At 41.3% G+C, this 22,633-nt stretch carries 19 protein-coding genes; 12 read left to right on the top strand and 7 right to left on the bottom strand.

Going from position 1 to position 22,633, the window contains the following annotated elements:
* Window positions 1-83: 83 nt before the first annotated feature.
* The 7 genes from BT127_RS06865 (at window position 84) to BT127_RS06835 (ending at window position 8,406) form a co-directional block, all read left to right on the top strand.
* Complete coding sequence (locus BT127_RS06865; RefSeq protein ID WP_075424291.1) at window positions 84-1,043, top strand: NPXTG-anchored protein; 960 nt, start codon at window positions 84-86, stop codon at window positions 1,041-1,043.
* A 61-nt stretch (window positions 1,044-1,104) separates the two neighbouring features.
* Complete coding sequence (locus BT127_RS06860) at window positions 1,105-2,910, top strand: DUF4430 domain-containing protein (protein ID WP_175541928.1); 1,806 nt, start codon at window positions 1,105-1,107, stop codon at window positions 2,908-2,910.
* A 1-nt stretch (window position 2,911) separates the two neighbouring features.
* Complete coding sequence (locus BT127_RS06855; RefSeq protein WP_075424289.1) at window positions 2,912-3,790, top strand: energy-coupling factor transporter transmembrane component T; 879 nt, start codon at window positions 2,912-2,914, stop codon at window positions 3,788-3,790.
* Entirely contained in the window at window positions 3,763-5,394 is a 1,632-nt protein-coding gene (locus BT127_RS06850; protein ID WP_075424288.1) for an ABC transporter ATP-binding protein, read from the top strand. The genes BT127_RS06855 and BT127_RS06850 overlap by 28 nt, the downstream gene beginning before the upstream one ends.
* Window positions 5,391-6,077: an ECF transporter S component gene (locus BT127_RS06845; protein ID WP_082334937.1), complete on the top strand. Its 687-nt coding sequence runs from the start codon at window positions 5,391-5,393 to the stop codon at window positions 6,075-6,077. The genes BT127_RS06850 and BT127_RS06845 overlap by 4 nt, the downstream gene beginning before the upstream one ends.
* 95 nt (window positions 6,078-6,172) lie before the next feature.
* Entirely contained in the window at window positions 6,173-7,783 is a 1,611-nt protein-coding gene (locus BT127_RS06840) for a sensor histidine kinase (protein ID WP_075424287.1), read from the top strand.
* Window positions 7,780-8,406: a response regulator gene (locus BT127_RS06835; RefSeq protein WP_075424286.1), complete on the top strand. Its 627-nt coding sequence runs from the start codon at window positions 7,780-7,782 to the stop codon at window positions 8,404-8,406. Before BT127_RS06840 ends, BT127_RS06835 begins: the two co-directional genes overlap by 4 nt.
* Window positions 8,407-8,462: 56 nt before the next feature.
* On the opposite strand, the gene BT127_RS06830 is transcribed toward BT127_RS06835, so the two are convergent.
* Together BT127_RS06830 and nrdD are read right to left on the bottom strand one after the other, a co-directional pair.
* Complete coding sequence (locus tag BT127_RS06830) at window positions 8,463-9,014, bottom strand: NADH peroxidase (protein WP_075424285.1); 552 nt, start codon at window positions 9,012-9,014, stop codon at window positions 8,463-8,465.
* Between the two features lie 65 nt (window positions 9,015-9,079).
* Window positions 9,080-9,343 carry an anaerobic ribonucleoside-triphosphate reductase gene (gene nrdD, locus BT127_RS06825; protein ID WP_075424284.1) on the bottom strand — a complete coding sequence of 88 codons (264 nt, stop codon included), beginning with the start codon at window positions 9,341-9,343 and terminating at the stop codon, window positions 9,080-9,082.
* A 110-nt stretch (window positions 9,344-9,453) separates the two neighbouring features.
* On the opposite strand from nrdD, the gene BT127_RS06820 reads away from it, so the two are divergent.
* The 5 genes from BT127_RS06820 to BT127_RS06800 all read left to right on the top strand — a co-directional run bounded on the left by BT127_RS06820 (window position 9,454) and on the right by BT127_RS06800 (window position 15,267).
* On the top strand, window positions 9,454-10,116 hold the full coding sequence (locus BT127_RS06820) for a Crp/Fnr family transcriptional regulator (RefSeq protein WP_075424283.1): 663 nt from the start codon (window positions 9,454-9,456) through the stop codon (window positions 10,114-10,116).
* A 51-nt stretch (window positions 10,117-10,167) separates the two neighbouring features.
* Window positions 10,168-11,016 (top strand): undecaprenyl-diphosphate phosphatase, encoded by an 849-nt coding sequence (locus tag BT127_RS06815; protein WP_075424282.1) that lies wholly within the window; start codon window positions 10,168-10,170, stop codon window positions 11,014-11,016.
* 142 nt (window positions 11,017-11,158) lie between these two features.
* A complete protein-coding gene (locus BT127_RS06810; RefSeq protein WP_075424281.1) occupies window positions 11,159-11,887 on the top strand; it encodes an ABC transporter ATP-binding protein in 729 nt (242 codons plus the stop codon).
* Window positions 11,888-11,901: 14 nt separating this feature from the next.
* Window positions 11,902-12,828 carry a SufB/SufD family protein gene (locus tag BT127_RS06805; protein ID WP_075424280.1) on the top strand — a complete coding sequence of 309 codons (927 nt, stop codon included), beginning with the start codon at window positions 11,902-11,904 and terminating at the stop codon, window positions 12,826-12,828.
* Window positions 12,829-13,089: 261 nt separating this feature from the next.
* Window positions 13,090-15,267, top strand: a complete 2,178-nt coding sequence (locus BT127_RS06800; RefSeq protein WP_075424279.1) for an HD domain-containing phosphohydrolase — start codon at window positions 13,090-13,092, stop codon at window positions 15,265-15,267.
* A gap of 64 nt (window positions 15,268-15,331) precedes the next feature.
* On the opposite strand, the gene nudC is transcribed toward BT127_RS06800, so the two are convergent.
* The 5 genes from nudC to recD2 all read right to left on the bottom strand — a co-directional run bounded on the left by nudC (window position 15,332) and on the right by recD2 (window position 22,626).
* On the bottom strand, window positions 15,332-16,162 hold the full coding sequence (gene nudC, locus BT127_RS06795; protein ID WP_075424278.1) for an NAD(+) diphosphatase: 831 nt from the start codon (window positions 16,160-16,162) through the stop codon (window positions 15,332-15,334).
* 4 nt (window positions 16,163-16,166) lie between these two features.
* Window positions 16,167-17,555: an MATE family efflux transporter gene (locus tag BT127_RS06790; protein ID WP_075424277.1), complete on the bottom strand. Its 1,389-nt coding sequence runs from the start codon at window positions 17,553-17,555 to the stop codon at window positions 16,167-16,169.
* A gap of 130 nt (window positions 17,556-17,685) precedes the next feature.
* Complete coding sequence (locus tag BT127_RS06785; protein WP_075424410.1) at window positions 17,686-19,203, bottom strand: Y-family DNA polymerase; 1,518 nt, start codon at window positions 19,201-19,203, stop codon at window positions 17,686-17,688.
* A gap of 130 nt (window positions 19,204-19,333) precedes the next feature.
* Window positions 19,334-20,353 carry a rod shape-determining protein gene (locus tag BT127_RS06780; protein ID WP_075424276.1) on the bottom strand — a complete coding sequence of 340 codons (1,020 nt, stop codon included), beginning with the start codon at window positions 20,351-20,353 and terminating at the stop codon, window positions 19,334-19,336.
* A 29-nt stretch (window positions 20,354-20,382) separates the two neighbouring features.
* Window positions 20,383-22,626, bottom strand: coding sequence for an SF1B family DNA helicase RecD2 (gene recD2 / locus BT127_RS06775; RefSeq protein WP_075424275.1), 2,244 nt, complete (start codon window positions 22,624-22,626; stop codon window positions 20,383-20,385).
* Window positions 22,627-22,633 lie beyond the last annotated feature (7 nt).

Below are 22,633 nucleotides of genomic sequence, written 5' to 3'. Positions count from 1 at the left end.
AAAAAGCTTTTCTTTTTGTACAGGGTACATCCTGACAAATTCTTCAGCGTATTTGTTTCCATGTTATTAAGGAGAGGTATGTAATGAAAAAATTGATCACTTTTACAGCTGCCGCTATAATGGCAGCATCACTTGCAGGAACAAACGCATTTGCAGAAGATAATGCAGTTAACGTCAAGGTCAGCATCGTTGATGACAAGGGTGCTATCGTAGTTGCACAGGAAGAAGTATCTGTTTCTGACGCAGATAACGACGGTAAGCTCACCATAAATGATGCATTTATCACAACTCATGATAAATTCTTTGAAGGCGGAGCAGAAGCAGGTTATGCATCACATGCGGTTGATACAGGCGTATGGCTCGACAAGCTCTGGGGCGTTGAGAATGGAGGAAGCTATGGTTTCTATCTCAACAACAACATGGCAATGTCACTTAATGATGAGATAAAAAATGACGATTATCTCAATGGTTACATATACACAGATACAAAAACATATTCCGATACATACAGCTTCTTTGATGTAGCTGATCATAAATATGATGCAGGCTCAGATATTCTTCTTAATCTCCAACATATCTCATTTGGTCCGGACGGCAACCCTGTTTCCGAAGCGGTTGAGGGAGCAGTTATCACATTAAACGGTGAAACAACAGATTTTGTTACAGATAAGGATGGTAATGTAACAATAAAGATCGACAATGACGGAAAATACATAATCAGCGCAAAATCCGAGACACTCAATCTCGTTGCACCTGTATCTGTTGCAGTAGTAGGCGAAGTACAGGAAGCTACAGAAGCTCCTACAGAGCCGGAGACTGAAGCACCTACAGAAGCTGAAACTACAGAGGCTACAACAGAAGCAGCAATGACCACAACTACAACAGCTAAAACCACTGCAAAGACAACTGCCAAAACTACAGCCAAGACAACTTCAAAGTCATCAAGCCCTAAGACAGGCGACAACGGCGTAGGCGCAGTAATGGCAGTTATCGGTGTATCCTCAGCTGCATTTTTAGTATCAAGACGCCGCAATGAGGAATAATTTTCTCAGCAGGTCCGTAATAATATTTACTGTATTTTTAATGTGCATTGGATGCGTCGGAATGAACGCATCCGCATCAGAGCATACCGTCGATGAGATACGATCCCTCGTCGACGGTATCGTTTCATATAAGCTTGATGAAAGTGGAAGCAGTGACATACAGGATTGGATTGACGGACCTGTCACAAACGGCGCAGGCACTTCATCTGAGTGGTATGCAATAACTATCGCTCAGTACGGAAGCTATGATATGTCTTCTTACCGTGATGCACTGGAAAGATATGCTGAAAATACGAATGTATCTTCAGCTACAGGCAGGGAAAAACTTGCACTTGCACTTATAGCTTCAGGCAGTACAAATGAGTATATATCACGTACTATAGACGATTCGATCGATCAGCTTGGACTTATGAGCTGGATATATGGACTTCATTTACTTAACAACGGATTTACGGGAAACCTGTACGATACGGACATTGTTGTCAATGAACTACTTTCGTCTCAGTTTGAGGACGGCGGCTGGGCTATAATGGGCAAGTACGGCGATATCGACGTTACCGCTATGACGATAACCGCCCTCGCTCCACACGCTGAACGTCAGGACGTATATGATGCGGTTGAACGAGGATTCGATTTCCTGTCTTCGCAACAGAACGATGACGGAGGTTATACAAGCTTTGGTACAGATAATCCCGAAAGTGCGGCACAGGTACTTCTGGCGCTTTCTTCAATGGGAGTTGACTGTCAGTCTGATGAAAGGTTCATAAAAAACGGCAATACTGTCATAGACGGTATTCTTAAGTTCAGAAATGCCGATGGAAGCTTCTGTCACACCCTTGGTGGACCTCAGAATGAAAGTGCAACTGTTCAGGCAATGTATTCGCTTGTATCATATATCCGTATGTCCGAAGGCAAGAGTCCGCTTTATGTAATGGATGACCATACAGGTGACGGAAAGAAGCCTGTTCAGGATAAAAACAGTGATATTAACGACAAACCCCGGAATACAGACAGCAGTGAAGTAACTGTATCTGAAACGGATGCATCAGGCGATGAAAAAAACCAGGAATCGGTTCGTTCAACAACAGCAAAAACGGAAAAAACTTCACCGACAACTGTTAGCTCATCAGTTACATTAGTAAGCTCTTCTTATCAGAGTACTCTTGCAACTGTAAATACAACATCTTTGAATTTCACTGCAAAAACTTCAACAAACACAACATTCCGCACAAACAGTATTGTAACTTCTGCAATTACTCCAAACACAGGAAGCGGAGGTTACAAAGGTATTGCTATGCTCATAACTTGCGGAGCAGCAGTTCTCATAAGCGCAGTATTATTTGCTGCTGGAAAACGTCATCCGAAGAATTTTATCGCAGTTGGAGCAGTTGCAGTTGGCGTAGTGGCTTTTATCCATTTCACCGACATTCAGTCTGCAAGCGACTACTATAATGGTACATCTACCGTCAAAACTGACTCGGTAGGTACGGTCACACTTTCAATAAGATGCGATACAATAAAGGATAAGGCTGATTCGGAGTATATTCCCGAGGACGGAACTATACTTGACGTCACTTCATTTGATATCGAAGAGGGCGATACAGTATATGATATCCTTAACGAAGCCGCTCAGGTTTACGGAATACAGGTTGAGAACTCGGGAAGTGCGGGAAATGCACATGGAATGGTATATATTTCCGCTATAAACTATCTCTATGAAATGCAGTACGGGGAGTTGTCGGGTTGGATATACCACGTAAACGGCGTTTCACCCTCAGTCAATTGCGGAGAGTACATCCTTAAAGACGGTGATGAGATAGAATGGCTGTATACCTGCGAACTCGGTTACGATCTGGAGGAAGAATAGGATGCGTAGATTTGAAGAATACGAGCCTTTTGTAATAACCGTTTTCTTTTTATCAGTCATTGTAATAGCCATGTTCAGTGTTCATCCTGTTGTTGTTTTTCTGACGTTTATCACCGGTATCCTTTTTTATATTATACGAAACGGAAAGAAGCATATCAGGTCGCACCTGTTTTTCGCCATGTTATTCGTAATACTTGCAGTTGCAAATCCGCTTGTTTCGCATAACGGAGTAACAGTACTTTTTGTCATCAATAACAATCCTGTAACGCTGGAGGCGTTCCTCTACGGTATCAACTCGGCGATGATGATCGTAGGCGTTCTTTACTGGTTCAGGTCGTTCACTCAGATAATGACAAGCGATAAACTGCTCTATGTTTTCGGTATCTTCTCGCCTAAACTGTCCCTGATCTTATCAATGGCACTCAGGTTCATACCGATGTTCCGCAATCAGGCAGAGCGAGTAAAGGATGCACAGAAAGCAATGGGATTATATAGCGATGACAATATCATAGATGATATCAGGAGCAACATGAGGGTTTTCTCGATCGTAGTTACATGGGCACTTGAAAACGGCATAACAACTGCGGACAGTATGTCAGCAAGAGGTTACGGTACAGGTAAAAGAACCAACTTCTCGGACTACCGATTCGGAAGGAGTGACATCGTATTGCTTATTACCGATATATTGCTGTTTATCATTGTAATTTACGTGAGTGCCTCAGGACATCTTGATTTCAATTTTTATCCGTCGGTTTCTTATTCGGGACATGATACGATCGGTCTCATCGGATCGATCGCGTACGGGATATTGCTGATGCTTCCTGTATATATAGAGATAAGGGGGAATATCAGGTGGAAATACTTAATGTCAAAGGTCTGAGCTTCACATATCCGCAGTGCGGAAACAAAGCTCTGGATGATATAACTTTTTCTGTCAGCAGGGGAGAGTTCATTGTACTTTGCGGAGCTACAGGCAGCGGAAAGACTACACTTCTTCGTATGCTTAAACGCGAACTTACGCCACTCGGTGATAAAGAGGGCGTGATAGAGTACAACGAAAAAAATATTGATGAGCTGGATGAAAGAACATCTGCTTCAGCCATCGGTTTCGTCATGCAGAGGCCTGAACAGCAGATAGTTACGGATAAAGTCTGGCATGAGCTTGCTTTCGGACTTGAAAACCTCGGGTTTAAACGTGATGAGATAGCAAGACGCACAGCTGAAGTAGCAAGTTACTTCGGAATGTCAGAGTGGTATGAAAAGAACACGGAAGAACTTTCAGGCGGACAGAAACAGCTTCTTAATCTTGCGTCTATACTTGCAGTTCATCCTGATATCATTATACTGGACGAACCAACTTCACAGCTCGATCCTATCGCAGCTTCTGAATTTATTGCTGCACTCAAACGTCTTAACCGTGAGTTTTCGATAACGATAATAATATCTGAACACCGCCTTGAAGAACTTGTTCCCGTTTGCGACAGACTTATGGTAATGGATAAAGGTAAGGTGGTTTACTTTGACGAACCGAAAAAAGCAGCGCCATATATAAGAGAGTTACCACAGGTACAATTGGGAATGCCCTCAGCTGCCAGGCTTTACTATAAGCTTGACAACGGCAGTGAATCACCGCTGACGATAAGAGAAGGCAAGGATTATATTGAGTTCAATTACAAAAACGAAATAAGATCACTGCCTCAGAGAAAATACGGACACAGCGATGAAAAAGCACTGGAATTCAAGGACGTTTCCTTCAGATACAGCAGAGATTCACGGGATATTCTCAAAGGACTCGATCTTACGGTATATAAAGGAGAACTTTTCAGCGTATTAGGTGGAAACGGCGCAGGAAAGACAACTTTTCTGAAAGCGGCAGCCGATCTTGTTAAGATATACAACGGACAGATACGTATTTTCGGAAAGAAAACCAAAGAATACAAAAATCGTTCACTCTATAAGAATGGTCTTGCAATGCTTCCGCAGGACGTCCAGACTGTATTTCTTAAAAATACTGTAAGAGAGGAACTTGATGATTCTGGTACAGATATTAAAAATCTGCCATTTGATCTTTCTTACCTGCTTGAAAAGCATCCATATGATCTTTCAGGCGGCGAACAACAGCTTCTTGCTCTTGCAAAAGTGCTTGCAGCCAATCCGCATCTCCTTTTGCTTGATGAACCGACAAAGGGACTTGATGCAGCTGCAAAGCAGAAAATATCAGGAGTTCTTCATGATCTTAAAGAAAAAAATGTTACTGTTGTATCAGTTACCCATGATGTTGAATTTGCAGCAATGTCAAGTGACAGATGTGCTATGTTTTTCAATGGCCGTATTGCAGCTTCGGGAACGCCTGATGACTTTTTCTCAGAGAACACTTTTTATACTACAGCTATAAGCAGGATAACACGCGGAGTCTACGATAAAATTGTCACTCTTGAAGATGCAGTCGAGATCTGCACGTTAAACGGAAGGAGAACGGGATGATAGTAATAAAGAATCGTTCTGTACGCAGTTTTATACGCGTAGCCGTCCCGTTTTTCGTGATACCTGCATTGGCGCTTTTCGGTTCTATCGCATTTGACAGGAAAAAACATATAATTATTTCGCTTGCAGCGGCTTTCTTTGCACTAATGGTTTTTATATCAGGATTTGAAAAAAAATCGGTCGGTACAAGAAGGCTTGTTATTACTGCGGTCATGACCGCACTTTGTTTTATTGGCAGGTTTATTCCGTTTCTTAAGCCAATAACAGCACTTACAATAATAACAGCCTTGTATCTCGGCGGAGAATCAGGTTTTCTTGTAGGTGCAATGACTGCCATACTTTCAAACATCTACTTTGGGCACGGTCCCTGGACTGCATTCCAGATGCTTGCATGGGGACTTATCGGGCTAATAGCAGGATTTCTTTCCGAACCGCTTAAACGCAATAAACTGCTTCTTCTGATCTATGGTGCAGCAGCAGGTATAGCTTACTCTTTTATCATGGATATATGGACGGTTCTGTGGTATAATAACGGATTTGATACCAGATTGTATCTTTCAGCGCTCGTAACAGCAATTCCATACACTCTTTCATACATGATATCAAATGTAATGTTTCTGGTGGTGCTTGCCAAACCTTTCGGTGAAAAACTGGGACGTATCAAAATCAAATACGGGGTATAGGGAGTGCATCAGCGCTCCTTTTGCTTTTAATCAAAGAATCATTTACAAATCAAAAGGAATGTGGTATAATTATCTATAATATCAGGAGGTGAGATATGGTAAAAACTGCATTTTCGGTCATTCTGCTGCTTGTCGGACTTGTTTGTATGAGCGGAACCATTACATGGGTAATTAGGAAGGGCAATAATAACAGAATGACACGTATATTCGTACTATGTCAGTGTTCTGTAGTGGCATGGCTTATTTCTCAGTTCCTTATACTGTTTTCCGAAAGTACACATCAGCTCTGGATAAGCTATCTCATAGGAAACGTCGGAATAGCTTTCTTCGGACCGCTATGGCTTATGTTTTCGGCAGAATTTTCCGGAATAGGAGCAAAATACAAACAGCTTATGTACGTACTGCCTGTCATATCTGTTTCAGCAGTCCTTATCGTACTCTCAAATCCTATACACGGACTGTATTATTCAATGTTTGAATTCGGACATATAGAGTATGCAGTATTCTTTTATATTTTCCAGATCATTTATTACGTGTGCATAATCTCCGGAATAACACTTCTGTGCCTGAAGCAGACACAGAAAAGCAAACAGACTACAAGTCAGGCGGCTCTTCTTACACTCTCTACAGCTGTTCCGCTTGCGATAAATACACTTACGCTGACACATGTCATAGATATCGGTATCGAACTTACTCCGCTGTTTTTCGCTTTTTCGGGATTGATGATCATTCTCGCACTCAGCAGATACGGACTTCTGAACATCAACCGAATCGCTATTAATGACACTATCAATAACATAAAAAGCGGAGTGCTTGTATTCGATAATGATGGCGTAATGTCGTTCAGAAACAAATATGCGGAGAAATTCCTTGAAGGTCAGTATAATGATTATAGCAGTTTTTGCGAAGCCCTTGGCAAATATACTGAAAACGATACAGATTCAAAGGAGTCGGCTGATATTCATATCGGTGCAGGGTACTACAATGTAGTATTCTCTGATGTATGTGAGAAAAGCGGAAACAAGGTCGCAAAAGTGGTTACGATAAACGATATAACCGAATTCTATGACCTTGCAGCTGCTGAAAAGAAGTTGAGTCTCGAACAGGAACGTAACAGGATAGCTCAGGAAATGCACGATTCTGCGGGACATACTTTTACGATGATCAGTTCCCTTGCAAGGATACTTAAGCAGCGAATCTCAGATAAGAACACCGATATTTCCGAAACTCAGGAGTACATTTCCGAGATAGACGGACTTTCAAGAAGCGGTGTAACACAGCTAAGATGTACCATAAATAATCTGCGTGAGGACAGCTTCATGACGAGTATAACGGGTGCAGTCAGGACTGTTCTTGACGCTCTGAGAAATACTGAAACAGACTTGTGCATACAGGGTACGGAGGACGAGCGATATTCGTTTTGTATAAGAGAAGTATATGACAGTTTTCGCGAGACTGTTACCAATACAGTCAGATACTCCGATGCAAGCAGGATAGATGTAATTCTGAAATTCCTTGATGACAGACTGGAACTGTACATACTGGATAACGGCAGAGGCTGCGGTGAGATACACGAAAACAACGGCCTCAGAGGAATAAGGGAACGTACAGAAAAACTCGGAGGAACAGTCAGATTCACATCTGTTGAAGGAGAAGGTTTTTCAACTGTTATAAAAATACCGATAAATAAAGGAGTGAAAATATGATAAATGTAATCATAGCCGATGATATACCTATACTGCGAAGCGGACTTAAAGCAATTCTTTCTCAGGACAGCGGAATACACGTAATAGGGGAGGCTTCAAACGGAAAGGAAGCCTATGAATTATGTATACGCATGCATCCTGATGTGGTGCTAATGGATATGCGGATGCCTGAATATGACGGCGGATACGGAATAAGGAAGATAAAGGACAATTTTGAGGATATAAAAGTTCTGGTACTGACTACATTTGACGACAAAGAGACCGTTGATAAAGCAGTTTCAAGCGGTGCGGACGGATACATACTAAAAGAGATGGATAACGAAAAGATAATCAATTCAATAAAGGCTGTAGCCGGCGGTATAAACGTATTCTGCGACAACATATTCCGATCGATAAAGCAGGACGTTGTTGTACAGCAGCCGCCTAAGAACTTTGATCTAACCGAACGTGAGACTGATCTTCTGCGTCTTATATGTGAAGGCTGCGATAATAAGGAAATAGCATCAAAGCTTTTTCTTGCGGAAGGTACGGTAAGAAACGGTATATCAAGACTTCTGGACAAGCTAAATCTTAAGGACAGAACTCAGCTGGCAGTTTTTGCAATAAAGAACAATATCGTATAACACAAAAGAGGGACTTCCGTTAAAGAAGTCCCTCATATTATTTAAATGTATACTTATCAGCCGAAATATCTCTTAAGAAGACCTGCAAAAGCCTTACCGTGGCGAGCCTCATCACGAGCCATTTCATGAACTGTGTCATGGATAGCATCAAGACCGAGCTCCTTAGCCTTCTTAGCAAGCTGAAGCTTACCCTCTGTAGCACCATGCTCTGCAGCAACTCTCTTTTCAAGGTTTACCTTTGTAGAGTCGGAAACGATCTCGCCGAGAAGTTCAGCAAACTTTGCAGCATGCTCTGCCTCTTCATAAGCAGCCTTCTCCCAGTATGCACCGATCTCAGGATAGCCTTCTCTGTATGCAACTCTTGCCATTGCAAGGTACATACCTACTTCTGAACATTCGCCGTTGAAGTTTGAACGAAGTCCCTCTAATATTTCAGCATCGTTGCAATCCTTAGCAACGCCGAGAACGTGCTCGCAAGCGAAAACGAGTTCGCCCTCTTCCTTTACCTCGTTGAACTTTGATGCAGGAACTCCGCACTGAGGACATTTCTCAGGTGGTGCATCTCCTTCGTGAACATATCCGCATACTGAACATACAAACTTTGCCATAATAGTTACCTCCGATTATTAAAAAATATTTTATATAGACTTCAAGGGAGCAGTCTCCCTGCATCTTATACCGTGTGTTTGACTCTGTCGTGCTCCTCAGCTCTCTTGCCGTTATTGAATCTGTCGAGAGTTCCCACAAGATAGCCTGTGATCCTTCTTATTCTGTCAAAGGGAATATCAGCAAATTTGAACTGCAGATCAACATAATCGCCGTCAGTTTTTACAGTCATTTCTGTGATATCCTTATCACTGTACTTTTTCTTTCCATAGTCGATATACGCATCGATCTCCTGCTGAGAGATCTTTTCACCTATAACGTTGACCTTCATTAAGAACACCTCCAAAAAAATAACCAACAAAACACTTGACTTTTGTTTGAGTATATTGTATCATAGAAATGTAAAAAATACTGTTGCAATTGCAACAAGGAGTGAAATTTATGTTACCAGAAAATAACATCCTTTTCAGTGGGATAGATAATGAAGACTGTAAAAGAATGATAACATGCTTCAATACAGAGATAAAGAAGTACCGCTCGGGGAGCTGTATTGCTGATTTGTCCGATTTCAGAGGTAAAGTTGGTATAATACTGAAAGGTTCGGCTTGTCTTGTAAGATATGATATCAATGGAGTAAGGACAATTATCGAAACTCTTAATGAACAGGGAGTTTTCGGTGAATTCTTTACTTTTTCAGGTTCTCATAGAAATGTAATACAGATATTTGCCGATACAGACTGTGAGATAATGTTCTTCAGGCGTGAGGAGATACTGAAGCGCTGTGAAAATGCTTGTTCATGCCACTCACGTGTTGTTGAGAATCTGCTGAAGCTCATGTCCGAAAAGCTCATATCTCTCAGTGAACGAATCGAGGTGCTGAGTCAGCGTTCCATTGAGGACAAACTTATCAGTTTTTTACAGATAACTGAGGACAATACCCCCTCAGGTAAGGTTCCTCAGATCCCTTTTTCCACTACTGCGCTGTCGGATTATCTCTGCGTGAACAGGAGCGCACTTCAGCGTGAGATAGCAAAATTGAAAAAAAACGGAACTCTGACAATTTCAAAGAGAAAATTCAAGCTTATAAAGTTGACACAGGTATAAATATGTGATATAATTAACTGGTATTTTACTTTAGAAAGGATAATTAATGAAATGTCAGAGATAATCAAAGCCATAATCCTCGGTATAGTCGAGGGTATTACAGAATGGCTGCCAATAAGCAGTACGGGTCACCTTATTCTTGTTGACGAATTGCTAAAGCTGAAAGTAAGTTCAGAATTCAAGGAAATGTTCGATGTCGTTATACAGCTTGGCGCAATACTTGCAGTAGTTGTCATATTCTGGAACAAACTTTGGCCCTTTGGACGAAAAAACAACAACGCTCCGCTTAACAAAACACCATTCGGAAAAATGGTAAAGACCGATATATTCGTTATGTGGTTCAAGGTTATCGTGGCATGTCTTCCTGCCGCAGTTATCGGACTTATTCTTGATGACTGGGTAGATGAACATTTCTATAATCCGTGGGTTGTTGCAATTGCTCTTATCGTATTCGGTATAGCATTCATAATCGTTGAAAACTGGAACAAGAACAGAACGCCTAAAGTTAACTCTATTGACGGACTTACATACAAGTCGGCACTTATTATCGGTGCATTCCAGGTGCTCGCAGCTGTTTTCCCCGGAACTTCACGTTCGGGAGCAACAATAGTCGGAGCACTTCTCATAGGTATATCAAGAGTTGTTGCGGCTGAGTTCACATTCTACCTTGCAATACCTGTAATGTTCGGTGCAAGTCTTCTTAAGCTTGTTAAGTACGACGGAGGATTCAGCGGACATGAGATAGCAATACTTGCAACAGGTATGATAGTTGCATTCCTTGTATCACTTTTTGTTATCAAGTTCCTTATGAGCTACATCAAAAAACATGATTTCAAGGCATTTGGCTGGTACAGAATAATACTCGGAATACTGGTACTTATTTATTTTGCAGTTAAGTAAATATAACGCGGCAGTTTTAAACTGCCGTTTTTTATGGTGATATTATTTAGTTAACCGAGGTTTATTTGTTGCAATAGCAACAGATTTTTTCGTTACATAAGTGTATAATTATAGAAGTATAAAGCAAGAGAGGAGTTTTATAATGCTTGAAATCAAAAACTTATCATTCAGTGCTGAAAACGAAGGCAAAACTGTTGATATAATAAATGATATAAGTCTTAAATTTGATGATAATAAATTCATAGTAATCACAGGTCCTAACGGTGGAGGTAAATCCACCATTGCCAAGTTGATCGCGGGAATCGAAAACGTTACAGGCGGAAATATCATTTTTGACGGTACAGATATCACAAATATGAATATTACCGAACGTGCAAGGCTTGGTATAGGTTTTGCATTTCAGCAGCCTGTAAGATTCAAAGGACTAACTGTATTTGATCTGCTCAATATTGCCGCAGGAAAAAGTCTTTCGCTCTCAGAGGGCTGCGAGTATCTTTCAGAAGTCGGACTTTGTGCAAAGGACTATATAAAGCGTGAGGTCAATGCTTCGCTTTCAGGCGGAGAACTCAAAAGAATCGAAATCGCAACCATACTCGCAAGAAATGTAAAGCTTGCCATATTCGATGAACCCGAGGCAGGTATCGACCTCTGGAGCTTCAATAACCTCATACGCATCTTCGAGAAGATGCAGTCATCTGACAGCAACAGAACTATAATAGTTATCTCTCATCAGGAGCGTATACTCAATATTGCAGACGAGATAATTGTTCTTGCTGACGGTAAGATAATAAAGCAGGGAACAAAGGAAAAGATACTTCCTGAAATAATCGGAACGCAATATGCTTCTGATCTCTGTAAAAAGCTGTCTTAAGGGAGGGTTCTGAAATGAAAGAAATAGATGCTGTACAGAAGAGACTGCTCCAGGAAGTTGCTGATCTTCATGATGTTCCGGAAGGCGCATATAACCTTCGAGCAAACGGTCAGTCCATAGGCAGAAACACTACTGCAAATATTGATATCCAGTCCAAGCCAGAGGGAAATGGTATCGATATTACCATAAAGAAGGGCACAAAGAACGAAAGCGTACATATCCCCGTGGTTCTCAGTGAAAGTGGTATCAAGGAAACGGTATACAACGATTTCTTTGTTGAGGACGATTGTGACGTATTGATTGTTGCTGGATGCGGAATTGACAACTGTGGAAATCAGGATTCGCAGCACAACGGTATACACAGATTCTTCATCGGCAAGAATTCCCGCATCAGATACGTAGAAAAACACTATGGCTCAGGCGACGGAAGCGGAAAACGTATCCTTGATCCTGTTACAGAAGTTCATATGGATTGCGGAAGCACAATGGAAATGGAAATGGTACAGATTAAGGGAGTAGATTCTACTGATCGTTCCACCATTGCCGAACTTAAAGAAGATGCAAAGCTTATTATACGTGAGAGACTTATGACTCACGGTCAGCAGAAAGCTTTCAGTACATATAAGGTTGAACTTAACGGGGACGGTTCGAGTGCAGACATTGTTTCACGTTCAGTAGCAAGAGACAACTCTTATCAGAAGCTTGATCTGTGTATTGTTGGTAGCGCAGCATGCAGCGGACATACAGAGTGTGATTCTATAATTATGGATAACGGAAGAATACTTGCAGTGCCTTCACTGGAAGCCAATAACATAGACGCTGCACTTGTTCACGAGGCGGCAATCGGAAAGATCGCCGGAGAACAGCTTACAAAACTGATGACTCTCGGACTTACCGAAGCTGAAGCTGAAGAGCAGATAATCAACGGGTTCCTTAAATAAGCGATAATAATATTTCAGCCTGACAGGTTTGAACTCCGATTCTAAAGGAGATACTTGTCAGGCTGTTTTTTTAATCAAATACAGTAATCTGGTGATTTTTATTAGTTTGGAAATTTATTGTATATTATATACTTTTTTAATTCTCTTTGCATTTTTAACAAATAATTGATGAATTACTGAAAGCTAAGAGTTATAATGTAATAAAGAAATATATAAACAGACATATAACATATAGTAATGTCAGTTAATGAGGGAAAACAAATGAGTGATTCTAATACTAATAATATACTTTCTGTAAAAAAGAGGAATCTTATAACTGCTTTGATGTGCCTGATCGGCATTTTTCTTAATCTTTTTTTCGGAACTATCGCTGAGAAAAGCGGAGCACCTCTTTATCTCGATACAGTCGGAACCATCGTAGCATCGATAATCGGCGGATTTCTTCCGGGCGTTATAGTCGGTTTTTCGACTAATATATTTAAAAGTATATCGGATACTTCGGCATTGTATTACGGTGTTCTGAATGTACTTATTTCCGTAACAGCTTCATATTTAACAAAAAAAGGATTCTTCAAGAAGCCTCTCAAAACAATTGCAGCGATCATCGTTTTCGCACTTATCGGTGGCGGAATAGGTTCGTTTATACCTATTTATCTTGATGATGTACCGAATGACAGCGGAATTCTTCAATCCATGCTGTATGATACGGGAATAATGAATGAGCGGACTGCTCTGATTATTTCCAATGTTCTTGTTGACCTGTTAGATAAGACTATCTCAGTTATCATGGCATTGATAATCCTTCGTATTATTCCCGGATCCTTAAAGAGAAGCTGCCGGTTTATCGGATGGATGCAGACTCCGCTTTCCGAAGAAGACTCCGAAGCAGCTAAAAAGACGAATTTCAGAGTTATATCGCTGAGAACAAAGATAATGCTTGCACTCAGTATTTCTCTTATAGCTGTTTCTGTTGCTGCTACAGGCATAAGTATGAAGCTTTATCGTAACGCTCTTATTAAGGACCATATCAAAATAGCAGAAGGAGCAGCCAATATTGCGGCAAGTACTATCGATACAGAAATGGTCGATGAATACATAAAAAACGGCGAGTCTTCGGAAGGATATATCGAAACTGAAAAGATTCTCACAAGGATAAGAGAGAGTTCAACTGATATAAAGTATCTTTATGTCTACAAAATAGAAAAGGAAGGCTGTCGGGTTGTTTTCGATGTGGATAACGGAGAAGATATGGGTTCTGAGCACGGTGAATTGCTTTCATTTGATAAAACTTTCATTCCATTAGTCCCAGATCTGCTCGAAGGCAAGGAAATAGATCCTATAATATCAAACGATCAGTTCGGATGGCTTCTAACAGTATACAAGCCTGTTCTGGATAAAAGCGGAAACTGTGTATGCTATGCAGCCGCTGATGTATCAATGGACATGATCGGTTCTATTGAGAGAAAATTCTTTGTTGAGATGCTTTCACTCTTCCTTGGGTTCTTCATACTTATTTTCGTATTTGTAAGATGGCTCGTTGAGTATCACATAGTACTTCCTGTTAATTCAATCGCTTTAAGTACCGGTACTTTTGCCTATGACAGTGAAAATGCCCGTGTAAACAGTATTGAACGTATTCATGATCTGAAAATACACACAGGTGATGAAGTTGAAAATCTTTATCACGCTATTGCAAAGACGTCGGATGACAGTATGAAGTACGTTGCGGATGTTCAGAAAAAGACTCAGGAACTTGCTCAGATGCAGAATGCACTGATCATAGTTCTTGCTGATATAGTTGAGAGCCGCGACGAGAATACAGGAGCTCATGTACGTAAAACAGCCCGTTATACAGAGATAATATTGAATTCACTTCGTAAGAAGGGATATTATAACGATGAACTTACAGATCAGTTCATATCGGATGTAGTTCATTCAGCTCCTCTTCATGATATTGGAAAAATACAGGTCCCTGATGCTATACTTAATAAACCCGGAAAGCTGACTGATGAAGAGTTCGAGATAATGAAGAAGCATACTACGGCAGGACATAACATCATCTCTCAGGCGATTTCACTTGTTCCGAATTCCGGATATCTTTCAGAAGCCCGGAATCTTGCGGCGTATCACCATGAAAAATGGAACGGCACAGGTTATCCTTATGGACTCTCAGGTGAAGATATTCCTCTTTCCGCAAGAGTTATGGCAGTTGCTGATGTTTTTGATGCACTTGTTTCAAAGCGAAGCTACAAAGATCCTTTTACTTTTGACGAAGCAATGAAAATTATCAGGGAAGGTTCTGGAAAACATTTTGATCCGCTTGTTGTAGAGGCTTTTTTAAGTGAAGAAGCGGAAGTTAAAGAAGTTGCCAATAATTTTAAGCTCCTTACAGATGAAACAGGACGCTTCAATCGCATGACATCTGACGAATCACAGTGAATATCTGAAAAGTAAAAGGGAAGAAACTTAAGCAGTTTCTTCCCTTTTTATATCTGAAAATTTTTCATTTCATGTTGTTCTTGAAATTCATCATCATTTCATTAGTGAGACTCAGATCATCAGGCTGACCTGTTATTTCGTCACGAGTTCTCCATTCAGCGCAGCTAAGTTCAGTTTTGTCAATTGTGATCTCTTCGCTTTCATCCAGATCACAGTAAAAACCTGCAAGTATACCTCCTGAATATCCCCATGGCTGGGATTTGTAGTATCTGATGTTCTTTACCTTAAGTCCAACTTCTTCATGGACTTCACGAGCTACAGTCTGCTCAAATGTCTCTCCTATTTCGGTAAAGCCGGCAACAAGTGCATCGTAAGACACACCACGGTTCTTAGCGTATCTTGTTACAAGAAGCTTATCGCCGTTTATTACTCCCACTATAACTGCAGGATTTATGCGAGGATATATAACTCGACAGCAATTCTTACAGAACAGGGCACGTTCATTATAGTCTGTGACTGTTTTACCTCCGCAGTATCCGCATATCTTGTTATTTGTATACCAGCTCCACAGGTGATAAGAAGTGAACATGACCATTATGTTGACCTTTAGCATACCTTCCTTGTGACGGAGCTTTTTGATATCCTGATAGATATAACCTCCCGGAGCAATAACGTCCTCATCTTCGGCAAGAAAGTACTTTGTATCATCTACAGAAAAGAGATATACGCATTTCTGCGGTTTTTCTATCTGAGAATAAAACAGGAATGGATGTTCATTATCAGTGCAAGCAAGCACCTTACCGTTTTTATAGTGCATAATTATACTTGTTTCGTCGGGATGATAGTCAGCCGAATAGGCAATATCGAGATTATGTGGATGAATATCCTGAAGCATTATACTACTCCTTTACTGATGATTTTTCTTGTGATTCAAGCTTTTTTATTTTTCTGAACTCATAAGCTGCCATTGATATAGCCACTATAGCGGACAGTACATCTGCGATAGGACCTGTATATATTATTCCGTTGATACCGAAATACAGCGGCAGGATAAGAAGAAACGGGATGAAGAACAGTATCTGTCTTGTCAATGAAAGGAAAACACCTTTTATCGGCTTGCCTATAGAGGTAAAGAAAGTTGATGTTATAGGCTGGAGACAGTTTATCCATGTGAAGAAAAGGAATATTCTGAAGAATTTAACGCCCAGCTCAAGGTAAGTATCACTTCCTGAGCCGAATAAAGCGAATATCTGCTTCGGGAATAACTGAAATGCTGCAAATGCTGCGAGTGAAACTGCCATACCTGCACATACTGCAAGACGGTAAGCTTTTCTGACTCTGTCATACTGTTTAGCGCCATAGTTATAGCTCTCTATCGGCTGAGTACCCTGAGCGAGACCGATAACTATCGAGAATACTATCATATTTACTTTAAGTGCTATTCCCGAACAAGCTTTAGCTTCGGAAGCACCATATATCGAAAGTGCCCCGTAATGATTGAGCGAATTGTTCATAACTATCTGAACTATAGCTATTGCAAGCTGATTAAAGCATGAAGCCATTCCAATGGAAGCAACTCTTTTAACTGCGGAAAACTGCGGCTTGTAGTGTCCGAGCGTGAGGGGAACAGTCTTGAAACCGCGCATATAAACTATTACCATTATAGCCGATACGACCTGTCCTATGACTGTAGCAGCTGCGGCACCTGTCATGCCCAAACCCATGAATTTTACGAATATCGCATCAAGAACCGTATTTATTACTGCGCCTGTAAGGTTACATGCCATAGTCATATTAGGACTTCCGTCCGCACGTACAATATGACCTCCGCCGGTCGTCAGAATAAGAAACGGGAATCCTATTGCGGTTATACGGACATACTCCTGTGCGTACGGGAGAGAATCCGAGTCTGCTCCGAAGAAATTCAGCAGGGGAGTCAGGAAAAGCAGTGTTATAACAGATACAACAGCACCGCTGAGTATCAGCATAGTTATAGCGTTAGCCGCAAAGTAACCTGCTCTTTTTTTGTCGCCTCGTCCCATTGTCAGGTTAAAGCATGAAGCTCCGCCTATACCGAACAGAAGTGCGAGTGACATACATGCAGTAGTAAAAGGAAAGGCTATAGTAGTAGCCGCGTTTCCGTTTGTACCGACGCATTGTCCGATAAACACCTGATCCACAATATTATACAATGCACTGACCAGCATACCGATGATACTCGGTATCGAAAACCTGATCATTAGCTTTGATACTGATTCTGTACCAAGCTGATTATTCTTTTTCTCCATATTATTACCTTCTTGATTATTTTTTACAACTTAATAATTATACTGCATTTTAACGATAATTGCAACATTTCAGGACATAGTTGTTAATAATACCAAAAATAGTAACCTTATATGTAGAATAATATGGATATCACGCAAGATGTCCGCCTATCTGAGCGTTCCTTTCGATCGCGGTAGCACCCTGTTCAAAGTTCATGCCTTTAAGCAAAGCGTTTTTTCCGTATCTGTTTTTTATATTTATTATCGCCTTCTGAAGGCTGTTTTCCTTTAAGGATTTTTCTCTGTGAAGTACGATTTCACGCTGCTTTTCGATGATATCCGTAAAAAAGTCCAGCTGGATTGGTTCAGCTTCGGGGATATCCTGTTCACGTATTACGTGATTTGCGACTACATACATCCTTCGTATCATCAGTTCGGGATCAACTATTCTGTCAAAAAACTCAGTAACAGCATTTATCATAAGATTGGAACATGAGGTATACTCTCCGAGATTTATCGAACCGTGAGCAGTTTTGGGGATCTTTCTGCCATAATAGTCCGTTTCGATATCACCTTTATATTCTATTCCCGTATTCAGACTTGCGGTATCGTAACCGACTGTTATGACTATCTGATCTGCGACGAGTTTATTTTCTACCATATCGAGCGCAAGTGCATCAGCCATTTCACGGATAACGATGCGGCTTTTATGGAAGCTGTATGGACATTTAAGTACCTGTCCCGAACTCAGACTGCTGCTCTCGGGTTTGTATTGTTTTATGTCACTGATAAGACAGTTTTCCCAACCCCATGCGTGATCGATAAGCAGTTCCGCATTGACTCCGAACAGCTTATACAGAAGGTCCTCATTAAGAATATCGTATTTTCGTCCCAAAGAACATCTTGCGATATCTCCCATGGTATATATACCATATTTTTCGAGTTTTTCAGCATATCCTCGTCCAAGCCTCCAGAAATCAGTCAGTGGACGGTGATCCCACAGTTTTTCCCTGTATGAACGTTCATCAAGTTCTGCAATACGAACTCCATCCTTATCCGCAGGCATATGCTTTGCCACTATATCCATAGCTATCTTGCACAGATACATATTAGTACCGATACCTGCAGTAGCGGTTATACCCGTTTCTTTAAGCACTTCCCTTATCAGCATCATAGCAAGCTCATGAGCAGTTATTCTGTAAGTTTTAAGGTATTCTGTTGCATCGATAAATACTTCATCTATGGAATAGACGTGTATATCATCGGGAGAAATATGTCTAAGGTAAATATTGTATATACGGGAACTGACCTCAAGATACCTTGCCATTCTCGGAGGAGCTACGATATAATTAAGTTCAAGTGAAGGATCAGACAAAAGTTTTGTAGAAATACAGGAAGATCCTTGGAATCTGTGATAGGGAGCTTTATTTCTCCTGAGCGCATTTACCTGTGCGACTTTCTGTATTACCTCGAAAAGGCGGGGGCGTCCCGGAATACCGAATGATTTCAGTGCAGGAGAAACGGCAAGGCATATAGTCTTATCAGTACGAGAAGGATCAGCTACTACAAGGTTGGTAGTAAGCGGATCGTAGCCATGATCTGTACACTCCACGGAGGCATAGAAAGACTTAAGGTCTATAGCAATAAACGAACGTAAACTATCGGACATATAATCACCACCGAACATATATTCTACATATATTATATCACACAGCAGTTGGAAGAACAACAGTTCTGCGGAAAGTTTGTTCGATTTGCACAAATAAAAAATTCTCCCTGGAAAACAGGGAGAATAATCGTTATCTGTATTTATATACCGTTGCAGTCTCGAATCCGTCAAGAAGGGTAGTCATCTTACCGAATGCCATACCTGTACCCTTTGCCACGCAATTGATAGAATCCTTTGCAATATTGCAGTTTATGCCGAGTGTACGCTTGATAAGCTGAGTAAGTCCGCCAAGAAGTGCGCCGCCGCCTGTCATAAGAAGACCGTTATCGTAAATATCTCCAACAAGCTCGGGAGGAGCATCTTCAAGTACCTTTCGGATAGCCTCCATGATAGCGAAAGTATCATCCTCTATAGCCTGAAACAATTCATTTTCACTGAGTTGTACCTGAGAGGGGAGTCCCTTAAGTAAACTTCTTCCCTTTACAGTATAAGTTATCTCATCGCTCGGATCATAGAGATTGCAAAGCTCTATCTTGACCTTTTCTGCGGTTATCTCACCAATAAGGAGCTTGTACTTGTTCTGCATATACTTGATTATCGAACGGTCTATGGAGTTGCCTGCGACTTTTATAGTATGAGAAGTAACAACACCGTTCATAGAAACGATAGCAACATCGGTAGTACCGCCGCCGATATCAACGATCATGTGTCCCTTGGCCTTGGTTATGTTAACGCCTGCGCCGATCATAGCAGCAATAGGCTCCTGTATCAGATATACCTGGCGTGAACCGGCACTTTTAGCGGCTTCTACAACAGCACGGCTTTCGATATCCGTAATAAATGATGGAACGCAGATTATTATTCTCGGCTTTATGAGCTGATGTCCCGTAACTTTTAGTATGAATTCACGGATCATACTGTGGGTAAGGTCATCATCTGAAATAACGCCCTCGCTTATAGGACGTGCAACAGCTATGTAATCGGGGTTCCTTCCTATCATCTCGTAGGCTTCCTTGCCGACTGCAAGAACACGTTCTGTACGGGTATTATAAGCAATGACCGAAGGCTCACTGAGTACAACGCCTTTGGTTCCCATGGTCATAACGATATTTGAAGTACCTAAATCTATTCCGATATCTGTATTTGCCATAATATAATCCTTTCTTTTATAAGATACGATCACATATCCTTGAATTTTTCCTGAAGATGTTTATTGTCATCTATACCGCAAGCTTCTCTCAGCATGCTCATAAGACAGGTATACCTTCTTGTACGCCTGTTATTGGTAACCATTCTGTTTATTTTTTCTTCCGAACCAATAAGTATCATAAGTTTTTTTGCTCTTGTAACTGCGGTATAGAGAAGATTTCTGTAGCTTAGTTTTTCAAATCCGCCCATAACAGGCATTATGACAGCTTCAAACTCGCAGCCCTGACTTTTATGTACTGTGATAGCGTAGGCAAGTTCGACCTGTGAAAGCATATCAAAAGGATAACGTGCGATCCTGCCGTCGAAATCTATAACTGCTATCATTGCAGAGCGGTCGATGCTTGTTATCTTGCCGATATCACCGTTAAATATACCTGCACCCTGTTCGCCGTCACGGTTCCATGTGATATCGTAATTGTTCCTCGTCTGCATTACTTTATCGCCTGTACGGTAGGTATATATAAAACCTTTCTGTTCGGGCTTGCTGTCGGACGGCGGATTCAGTTCATTCTGAAGGACCTTGTTGAGCTCGATAGTACCGACTGTTCCTTTACGGGACGGGGTAAGTATCTGGATATCATCGGTAGGGGAGTAATTGTACGCTTTCGGAAGCCTCGTCTTATTCAGATCAACTATCAGTTTTACTGCCTGAGCGTAGTCCTCGCGCTTGAAAAAGAAGAAATCGCTGTCCTTGCGTGTAAGGTCAGGAAATTCACCTGAAACTATCCTGTGTGCGTTGGTAACGATACAGCTCTGCTGAGCCTGACGGAATATCTCTTTGAGTTTTATAACAGTTACTGTCTTGCTTTCAACAAGATCTCTCAGGAGATTTCCGGCACCGACTGATGGAAGCTGATCGCTGTCGCCGACCATTATCAGTTTGCAGCCAAGCCTTAATGCACGAAGCAGTTTCTCGAAAAGAATGACATCCACCATTGACATCTCGTCGATCACAAGAACATCGCAGTCAAGAGGATTGTTCTCGTTGTGAGCGAACACAGTATGTCCGCCTGCATCATAGACAACTTCAAGGAGACGATGTATCGTTTTGGCTTCGTAGCCAGTAAGGTCGGACATACGTTTTGCGGCACGTCCCGTAGGGGCGGCAAGCAGTACCTTGTCCCCGCGTTTTTCAAATATGGAGATAATAGCATTGAGCGTAGTTGTCTTACCTGTACCCGGACCGCCTGTTAGTATCATAAGTCCGCGTGAAATAGCGGAAGTTATCGCCTGACGCTGTAAGGTTTCGTAGTGTATATTATGCTCCTCTTCTTCAATATCAATGAGCTGATCGTAGTCGAAGTCTACAGGAGACGAGAAATCTTTAAGAATGTGGATGCGGTCAGCAATGAAGCTTTCTGCATAGTAATAATCGGGGAGATATACATATTCCCTGTCATGCTTTACGTACTCAAAAAGTTCGTTATCTTCGAGAGCAGCATTGTAGGAGGAAAAGAATTCCTTGTCACTGACATTAAGTGCTACAGTTGTTTTGGACAGAAGTGCATCAAGAGGGAGACAGGAATGTCCAAGTGAAGCGTTTGCCTTGATTATGTATTGCATACCTGCAATGACACGTTTATCCGCATTGCGGCTTATATGAAGATCATGAGCTATTTCATCGGCTTTACGGAAATCAAGTTCTATAAGATCACCGCACAGAATATACGGATTCAGTTGGATAAGTTCCATAGCATCAGCACCGTATTTGCGGTAAGTATCCATCGCTACTTTTGATTTTATATCATACTGAGAGAGGAAGGACATTATCACACGAAGCGAAAATATTTTCTTAGCTTCATTGGCTATCTCCTCGCACTTATTCACAGAAATGCCCTTTACTTCACTCAGCCTGATAGGTTCATGTTCTATGATATCAAGGGTAGAGCTTCCGAAAACGCTCACTATCTTTTTGGCGAGTCCCGGACCAATTCCCTTTATAGCACCGCTTGCAAGATATTTCTCGATATTGATCACAGTGTCGGGAAGCTTTCTTTCGCAGTATTCTGCTTTGAACTGAGTTCCGAACTTCTGATGGCTGACATATTTGCCTTCAAGTATCAGACCTTCTCCGACTTCAATATCTCCGAGCTCACCCACAACAGTTATGAGTTCTCCGCCTGCGTCGAGATCGAGTACGATATAGCCATTTGATTCATTCTTGAACATAACATCCTCTACCGTACCTTCTATATGCAGCGTCTCTTCGCTCATCGGGAGT

The sequence above is a fragment of the Ruminococcus sp. XPD3002 genome, from assembly GCA_900119535.1.
Lineage (GTDB): Bacteria > Bacillota > Clostridia > Oscillospirales > Ruminococcaceae > Ruminococcus > Ruminococcus flavefaciens_H.
Note: the sequence above shows the minus strand (reverse complement) of the source record. Positions and strands in the feature narration are given on the sequence as shown.

Excerpts from the sequence above, each read along its gene's own strand:
- nudC (WP_075424278.1), bottom strand. The coding sequence starts at position 16,162 with ATGCTTCAGGATATTCATCCACATAATCTCGATATTGCCTATTCGGCT.
- BT127_RS06810 (WP_075424281.1), top strand. The coding sequence starts at position 11,159 with ATGCTTGAAATCAAAAACTTATCATTCAGTGCTGAAAACGAAGGCAAA.
- BT127_RS06800 (WP_075424279.1), top strand. The coding sequence starts at position 13,090 with ATGAGTGATTCTAATACTAATAATATACTTTCTGTAAAAAAGAGGAAT.
- BT127_RS06865 (WP_075424291.1), top strand. The coding sequence starts at position 84 with ATGAAAAAATTGATCACTTTTACAGCTGCCGCTATAATGGCAGCATCA.
- BT127_RS06840 (WP_075424287.1), top strand. The coding sequence starts at position 6,173 with ATGGTAAAAACTGCATTTTCGGTCATTCTGCTGCTTGTCGGACTTGTT.
- recD2 (WP_075424275.1), bottom strand. The coding sequence starts at position 22,626 with ATGAGCGAAGAGACGCTGCATATAGAAGGTACGGTAGAGGATGTTATG.
- BT127_RS06785 (WP_075424410.1), bottom strand. The coding sequence starts at position 19,203 with ATGTCCGATAGTTTACGTTCGTTTATTGCTATAGACCTTAAGTCTTTC.
- BT127_RS06855 (WP_075424289.1), top strand. The coding sequence starts at position 2,912 with ATGCGTAGATTTGAAGAATACGAGCCTTTTGTAATAACCGTTTTCTTT.
- BT127_RS06790 (WP_075424277.1), bottom strand. The coding sequence starts at position 17,555 with ATGGAGAAAAAGAATAATCAGCTTGGTACAGAATCAGTATCAAAGCTA.
- BT127_RS06780 (WP_075424276.1), bottom strand. The coding sequence starts at position 20,353 with ATGGCAAATACAGATATCGGAATAGATTTAGGTACTTCAAATATCGTT.
- nrdD (WP_075424284.1), bottom strand. The coding sequence starts at position 9,343 with ATGAAGGTCAACGTTATAGGTGAAAAGATCTCTCAGCAGGAGATCGAT.
- BT127_RS06860 (WP_175541928.1), top strand. The coding sequence starts at position 1,105 with ATGAACGCATCCGCATCAGAGCATACCGTCGATGAGATACGATCCCTC.
- BT127_RS06835 (WP_075424286.1), top strand. The coding sequence starts at position 7,780 with ATGATAAATGTAATCATAGCCGATGATATACCTATACTGCGAAGCGGA.
- BT127_RS06820 (WP_075424283.1), top strand. The coding sequence starts at position 9,454 with ATGTTACCAGAAAATAACATCCTTTTCAGTGGGATAGATAATGAAGAC.
- BT127_RS06805 (WP_075424280.1), top strand. The coding sequence starts at position 11,902 with ATGAAAGAAATAGATGCTGTACAGAAGAGACTGCTCCAGGAAGTTGCT.
- BT127_RS06815 (WP_075424282.1), top strand. The coding sequence starts at position 10,168 with ATGTCAGAGATAATCAAAGCCATAATCCTCGGTATAGTCGAGGGTATT.
- BT127_RS06845 (WP_082334937.1), top strand. The coding sequence starts at position 5,391 with ATGATAGTAATAAAGAATCGTTCTGTACGCAGTTTTATACGCGTAGCC.
- BT127_RS06830 (WP_075424285.1), bottom strand. The coding sequence starts at position 9,014 with ATGGCAAAGTTTGTATGTTCAGTATGCGGATATGTTCACGAAGGAGAT.